The 5921-nt window shown below is 40.5% G+C and carries 2 protein-coding genes and 4 pseudogenes; 1 reads left to right on the forward strand and 5 read right to left on the reverse strand.

Going from position 1 to position 5921, the window contains the following annotated elements:
- Positions 1 to 89: 89 nt before the first annotated feature.
- Together HT699_RS10435 and polA are read right to left on the reverse strand one after the other, a co-directional pair.
- Complete coding sequence (locus tag HT699_RS10435; RefSeq protein ID WP_054388194.1) at positions 90 to 527, reverse strand: CoA-binding protein; 438 nt, start codon at positions 525 to 527, stop codon at positions 90 to 92.
- 83 nt (positions 528 to 610) lie between these two features.
- Positions 611 to 3244, reverse strand: coding sequence for a DNA polymerase I (polA, locus tag HT699_RS10440; RefSeq protein ID WP_172934350.1), 2634 nt, complete (start codon positions 3242 to 3244; stop codon positions 611 to 613).
- Between the two features lie 443 nt (positions 3245 to 3687).
- Between polA and HT699_RS11895 the strand changes: the two are divergent.
- A pseudogene (locus HT699_RS11895) lies at positions 3688 to 4180 on the forward strand (IS66 family transposase); the annotation flags it as partial.
- 222 nt (positions 4181 to 4402) lie between these two features.
- Here the strand turns inward: HT699_RS11895 and HT699_RS11900 are convergent.
- The 3 pseudogenes from HT699_RS11900 to HT699_RS10465 form a co-directional block, all read right to left on the reverse strand.
- Positions 4403 to 4735, reverse strand: a pseudogene (locus HT699_RS11900) (N-acetylmuramoyl-L-alanine amidase family protein); the annotation flags it as partial.
- Between the two features lie 622 nt (positions 4736 to 5357).
- Positions 5358 to 5784: pseudogene (locus tag HT699_RS11580) on the reverse strand (IS30 family transposase); the annotation flags it as partial.
- Positions 5785 to 5921 (reverse strand): annotated as a pseudogene (locus tag HT699_RS10465) (IS630 family transposase); the annotation flags it as partial.

Raw genomic sequence — 5921 nt, forward strand, 5'->3', positions numbered from 1 at the left:
AAAACAGTGTTTTGAGCAGCCTGCGGCTAGTTTGCTCTTTGATTTTCATTGAGTATAACACAAAAGGTAGCCCACCAGCTACCTTTTTCTTATGCTTCCTCAATCAAGCGTGTATGTTCTCTCTTGATGCAACGATTCATCACGATGTCATCACATCCACCAGCACGCAAAATCTCTTCTGCTTCTAGACTTTCAAGTCCTAGCTGTGCCCAAAAAATCTTAGCATCAGCCTTGAAAAAATCACGCGCCACATCTGGCAAAAACTCACTGCGACGGTAAACATTGACAATATCTACAGGAAAAGGAATCTCTGCTAGACTAGCATAAGCCTTTTCACCCAATATTTCGCCACCTGCCGCCTTGGGATTGACTGGAATAATTTTATAACCCCGAGCCTGCATTTCCTTGGTCACTCGATTACTGGTTGTTTCCTCACGATCTGATAACCCCACTACAGCAAGGGTTTTACTCGTTGCGAGATACTGACGAATCACGCCATCACTTGGATTGATAAATTCTTGACTCATAGAAATCCTCCTTTTTCATCAGTATAGCACATTTTGAAAAGGCTTGCATAATTCTACTACAAAAAGGAGGACTAGCCCCCTTTTTATTTAGCCTCGTACCAGGTTGCCCCTTCATTTTCATCTGCGATGAGGGTAACACTGAGTTGAATGGCTTCTTCCATGGTTTGTTTGACCAATTTTTTCATCTCTGCCAATTCAGATTTAGGAACTTCAAGGACGATTTCATCGTGCACTTGCAGAAGCATCTTAGTCTGATAACCACCTGCAACCAAGGCTTTATCTAGCTGAATCATGGCAATCTTGAGAATATCTGCTGCCGAACCCTGAATAGGAGAATTGATGGCTGTCCGCTCCGCAAAACCACGAATGTTAAAGTTGCGCGAATTGATATCTGGCAACTCACGACGACGCTTGAAGAGGGTCTCCACATAGCCCTTATCACGCGCCTCACGCACCACTTCATCCATGTAGTTTTTAATACCTGGGAAGCGTTCAAAGTAGGTATCAATGTAGGCTTTGGCCTCCTTACGGCTAATGCCCAGATTATTAGACAAACCAAAGTCTGAAATCCCGTAAACCACTCCAAAGTTGACAGCCTTTGCATTGCGACGGTCGTTTGCAGTCACATCCTCAGGACGCTCAATGCCAAAGACCCGCATGGCTGTCGAAGTATGGATGTCCGCTCCCTCTTGGAAGGCATTAATCAAGTGCTCATCCTTAGAAATATGCGCCAAAACACGCAATTCAATCTGCGAATAGTCCGAACTGAGCAACACACTATCCTCCCACTCTGGCACAAAGGCCTTACGAATCAAGCGCCCTTGTTCCAAGCGAACAGGGATATTTTGCAAGTTTGGATCCACACTAGACAAACGCCCAGTCTGGGTCAAATCCTGCACATAGCGCGTATGAATCTTGCCATCAGCCAAAATCCAGTCTTGCAAGCCAATCACATAAGTGGATTGAATCTTAGCAATTTGACGGTAATCAAGAATTTTCTTAACAATCGGAGCAATAGGAGCCAGGCGCTCCAAGACATCCACCGCAGTTGAATAACCTGTCTTGGTTTTTTTAGTGTATTCTAGAGGAAGTCCCAATTTTTCAAAGAGAAGTACGCCCAACTGCTTAGGCGAGTTGATATTAAACTCCTCACCAGCCAGTTCGTAAATCTCCTGAGTTAGTTTTTCAATGACAAGCTCATTTTCAGCCTGCATCTCAAGCAAGGTTTCTTTTTTAACCTTAATCCCAGCGATTTCCATCTTGGCAAGGACAAAGGCCAGAGGTTGCTCTATATCATAAAGAAGCTCTAACTGCCCATTTTCGCTAAGTTTTTCAAGCAAAACAGGCTCTGTTTCGACCAACACAGCAAGCTTACGAGCCAAATGTTCCAAGAATTTCTCGCGTCCAGGAATGGCCTTCTTGACTCCCTTACCATAGAAAGTCTCATCATCAACCAAATAAGTCTGACCATAAAGACTAGCGATGGTCGCAATTTCATTGTCCTCCACAGTCGAAAGGAGGTATTTAGCCAAACGGATGTCAAAAGCAGGCGCCTGCAAATCCACACCCAAACGTTGCAAAAGAACTTTAACCTTCTTAAAGTCATAAACTCTCAGAGATGTTTTTTCTAAGAAATCCTTGAAAATCGGGTCTTGCAACAGCTCAAGCTTGTCTGTGGCATAGAGCTTATCCCCACAAGACCAGGCAAATCCAACCAAATTATCCGTATGGTAATTCTCACCAAAAAGCTCAAAGTGGAAGATAGACTCTTCACTCAGCATATCTTGACTGATTTGGTCAACAATAGTAAAATCCAAACTCTCAGACACATCAGCTGACGACACATTTAAAGCCTGCTTGAGCTGTTTGAAGCCCATCTCATCGTAGAATTTTCCAAGATTTTCAACATCTGGACCACTATAGACCAAGTCCTCTAAACCAATCGCAATCGGTGCCTTGGTATCAATGGTCGCTAGTGTTTTAGACAAAAAGGCCTGTTCCTTATCATTGATGAGATTTTCCTTCATCTTAGAAGCCTTCATCCCATCGATATTTTCATAAATCCCCTCAAGCGAACCATGCTCCAGCAAGAGTTTGATACCCGTCTTTTCACCAATTTTGGTCACCCCAGGGATATTATCCGACTTATCACCCATGAGCGCCTTGAGATCGATAAACTGAGTCGGTGTGATGCCCATCTTTTCCATGAGATAATCTGGCGTAAAGGCCTCAAACTCAGCCACACCTTTCTTGGAAATTTCAACCACCGTATGCTCATCCGTCAGCTGAATCAAATCCTTGTCCCCACTGACAATGGTAATATCAAAACCATCCTGCTCTGCTAGTTTATCCAGTGTCCCAATGATGTCATCCGCCTCATACTGAGCCAACTCATAGTGACGAATCCCCATATGATCCAGCAACTCACGAATAAAAGGAAATTGCTCACGAAACTCATCCGGAGTCTTAGCCCGACCACCCTTATAGTCCGCATACATCTCTGTACGGAAAGTCGTCTTTCCCGCATCAAAGGCTACTAAAATATGACTAGGCTCAACCCGCTCCAACAAATGGCTCAACATCAACTGGAAACCATAAATCGCATTGGTATGCAAACCAGCCGCATTCTTAAAACGGTCCAACTGCTGATAGAGCGCAAAAAACGCCCGAAAAGCAACAGAAGACCCATCAATCAATAATAATTTTTTCTTATCCATACACCCATTATAAAGGAAAGAATCAAAAAATACCATTGGAAAGAGCCATACCCAATATTTTTCATACTTTTTCCGAATAAATAGATAGAAGCATTGAAACTAGTAAACTTAGATTTAAAAATGTGCTATAATGAAAGACAAACTATAAAAAAAGTCAATAGTTTATCTAAAATATTTCTTATTTCAATTTGATGATTTAGCGATGATTTTAGAGCACGGCAAAAATCCCTTGAAAAAGTCCATTTTTTTCAAAGGTAATCTTGTGTTAATTTCAGAAATTACATCACTTTTTGTTCGTCAAATGGTAGCTCTTTTTTAGGAGATAAAACATGGTTCGGATAAGTTTTTTTGCAAGGTGGATGATGGCTACATTGTAATGTTTTCCTTGTTCTAACTTAGTCTTAAACTAGGCCTTAAAAGCAGGTGAAAAGCGATTGCATGCTTTGCCAGCTGATGAACGACTACAGAAACGTCAAGAAGAGCTCCAACCCCTAATGGAAGACTTCTTTGCTTGGTGTCGGCGTCAGTCAGTTTTACCTGGTTCAAAACTAGGAAGGGCAATTGAATACAGTCTCAAGTATGAAGAAACCTTTAAGGCCATTTTGAAAGACGGGCATCTGGTCCTTTCCAATAATCTAGCTGAACGCGCCATTAAATCATTGGTTATGGGACGTAGTAAAAGAGTCCGGTGGACTCTTTTAGCCTAAGCTAAATTTTAAAAAGCGAGGGTGGTTGTTTTCTCAAAGTTTTGAAGGAGCTAAAGCAAGAGCTATTATTATGAGTTTGTTGGAAACAGCTAAACGTCATCAACTAAATAGTGAAAAATATCTATCCTATCTTCTAGAATGTCTTCCAAACGAGGAAACTCTCGTAAACAAAGAGGTTTTAGAGGCTTATTTACCATGGACTAAAGTTGTACAAGAAAAGTGCAAATAAGAAATCTCCAGATTAGGAACTATCCGTGAGTTCTCTAGGCTGGAGATTTTTCAATATACTTCGTTATTAGGCGGTTACGACTGAAATATCGTCTTGTTCACTTTTTATTTTCTTCTAACCAATAGACGGAGTTGCAAGGAAAATGCCAAAAACTCTACCCCTATAGCTAACAAAGAGCAAAAAAACTAGGAGAGAACTCTCCTAGTTTTAAATTATCTTGGATTATTTAACCCACTCACCGTTGTGGTTTACTTTATAACCATCTACAGTTGTATTAACTGCAAGAGCTCCTGACGCGTATGAGTAGTACCATTTACCACCAACTTGATACCAACCAGTTGCCATTGCACCTGATGATTTCAAGTAGTACCAAGTACCGTTATCTTTAACCCAACCAGTTGCCATTGAACCGTTGTCGTTTAGGTAGTACCAAGTACCATTGTCTTTAACCCAACCAGTTGTCATCCAACCAGCTTGGTCAAAATAGTACCAAGTTCCATTGATTTTTTCCCAACCATTAGTTGTGTAAGAACCATCAGCGTGTTTGTACCACCAGCGAGAACCTGATTTAATCCATTCAGCTTTTTGAGCAGGTGTTTCAGCAGAAGCTACTAATTGAGGAGTTTTCAAAAGAGTTGCTTTACCATTTTGTACTCGAACTGTTAATTTATATGTTCCACGTTTAGTTTTAACTTCAACAGTACTATTAGCTGATTTTTCATACTTAATCTCAACTGCTTTACCATCAAGTTTCAGTTCATTACCTTCTTTATCATAAACCTTAACATATCTATCGGTAACAACTCTTTGTTTATTAGATTGTTGAGATTGTTGAGATGCAAGGTGAGACTTAATATCATCAATAGTCAAATCACCATTTTCAGTAGTATTAACTTTACCACTTGCTTCTTCTCCACGTTTAGCTGCTGCTTCTGCTGCTTCTGCTGCTTCTTTAAAGAGTTTAGAAACTTCTGCACTTGGTTCTGTTCTCTCATCAGCTGCAGGTTTAGCATTTGGCAATGTTTGAACATTAGCCTCACTAAAAGTTGCTGTATCAGCTGAAACAGCTTGTACAGCACCAAATGCTGCAAGAGCGACTGCGCTTGTCAATAAAACTTTTTTCATCGTTTTATCTCCTTTGTTTTTCTTTAAAATATTTTTTCGTAAGACTACCTTACTACCATAGATTATATAAATATTTGCAGGATTTGTCAAGAGTTTTCTTCGAGTTTTTAAACTTTTTACCTATTTTTTCAAAAAAGCCAAATTTCAAGTTCAAGTTAGCCATCAAGAAGTCTTCTCTGGGTGATTTGTAGTGCAAGCATTTTTTAGGATAGTTATTAATCCAATTTTAGATGAATGCGACTTCTTTGGGAGTCGTTTTCTTAGTTCCCTTAGGTAACCATCTCCGAATGAGCCTGTTGTGATTCTCATCAGTTCCCCTTTTCCCAAGAGGCATAGGGGTGCGCATAATAGATATGTTCCTCAGAAAATACATCAGACAAGCGGTTAAATTCTGTACCATTATCTGCCGTGATGGACAGAATCTTGTCTTGTTTTAAGATGAGTTTTAGAGCCTGATTGACCGATTCAGCGCTTTTATTATGCCATATGGCATTGTCCATAACGAGTAAAAGATAATCATCTGGATAAGCTTGTGAAAGCTCTTCTAAAAAGGCGTTCATCCACTCAGTATGACATCCACCAGCGATTAAGAAAAATGATTCGCCTGTATGGGCAT

Source organism: Streptococcus sp. 1055, from assembly GCF_013276815.1.
In the GTDB taxonomy this organism is placed as follows: domain Bacteria; phylum Bacillota; class Bacilli; order Lactobacillales; family Streptococcaceae; genus Streptococcus; species Streptococcus pseudopneumoniae.

What these genes read in the sequence shown, in the direction of transcription:
- HT699_RS10435 (WP_054388194.1), bottom strand. Translation starts at nt 527, where the DNA reads ATGAGTCAAGAATTTATCAATCCAAGTGATGGCGTGATTCGTCAGTAT.
- polA (WP_172934350.1), bottom strand. Translation starts at nt 3,244, where the DNA reads ATGGATAAGAAAAAATTATTATTGATTGATGGGTCTTCTGTTGCTTTT.